This is a genomic window from Halorubrum sp. SP9, from assembly GCF_005435015.1.
GTDB lineage: Archaea > Halobacteriota > Halobacteria > Halobacteriales > Haloferacaceae > Halorubrum > Halorubrum sodomense.
The window spans coordinates 1-772 of record NZ_SGXU01000191.1; the positions used below are offsets into that span (position 1 = coordinate 1).

Genomic DNA, 772 nt, shown 5'->3' on the forward strand with positions numbered 1-772 from the left:
CGTCAAGCTGGGGATCCGCATCCTGTCGCATTTGTCGACGGAGGCAGCGGCCGCCCCGGAAGACGACTGCTTCTTCTGCTCGTCGGACGACGTCGCCTCTATCCGGTGACGGTATCTTGCGTCAACAACAGTACTCACCCAACAGCTGGCCAAACACCTCGCCAATTCTTATTACCAGTCCTCACAACTCCCTAACAAATGGACTGGGATACGACGATCAATCTCGGCGGGTTTGGCAACTCCGCACAGATGGAGTGGCAAACCGTCAAGAGCTGGAAATCCTTTACAAACTTCTTCGACGAGGCGGTCCACATCGACGCAGTCACCTATTGTGAATCCCCCGAACTGCTCCTGGAACTGTTTGATCAGGAGGGCTCCACGCTGGAGACGATGGACGTCCTGATCGGGGACAAAGATGCGTACCAGTCCGCTGTCGACGATGCCACGGTAGCCCGCCGCCTCGAACGCTACTATGAAGAGGACAAACTAACTGTCAGACTCAAAAACCGGAAAGTCGTCCACTCCAAGCTGTATCGAATCGTTGCGGCCGATGAGACAGTGACGCTCATCGCTGGGAGCGCGAATCTATCCTACAACAGCTGGACAAACCAGACGAACAGCGTTGTCGTGTTCAACACAGAGGTCGGAACTCAACTTGATCAACAGTTTAAACAGTGGATCGAGCACCACCGGGAGGAGTATGCTGATACCATCTTCATGGAGGATCTCGCGGCAGAACTGGAAGACCTCGATGATGAAGAAGAGGTTGAAT

1 protein-coding gene is annotated in these 772 nt (G+C 54.1%); it reads left to right on the forward strand.

The window, feature by feature from the left end:
• Nucleotides 1-198 precede the first annotated feature (198 nt).
• Nucleotides 199-772: phospholipase D-like domain-containing protein (locus EXE45_RS17145; RefSeq protein ID WP_137695042.1), on the forward strand; the 574-nt coding region annotated here is incomplete at its 3' end.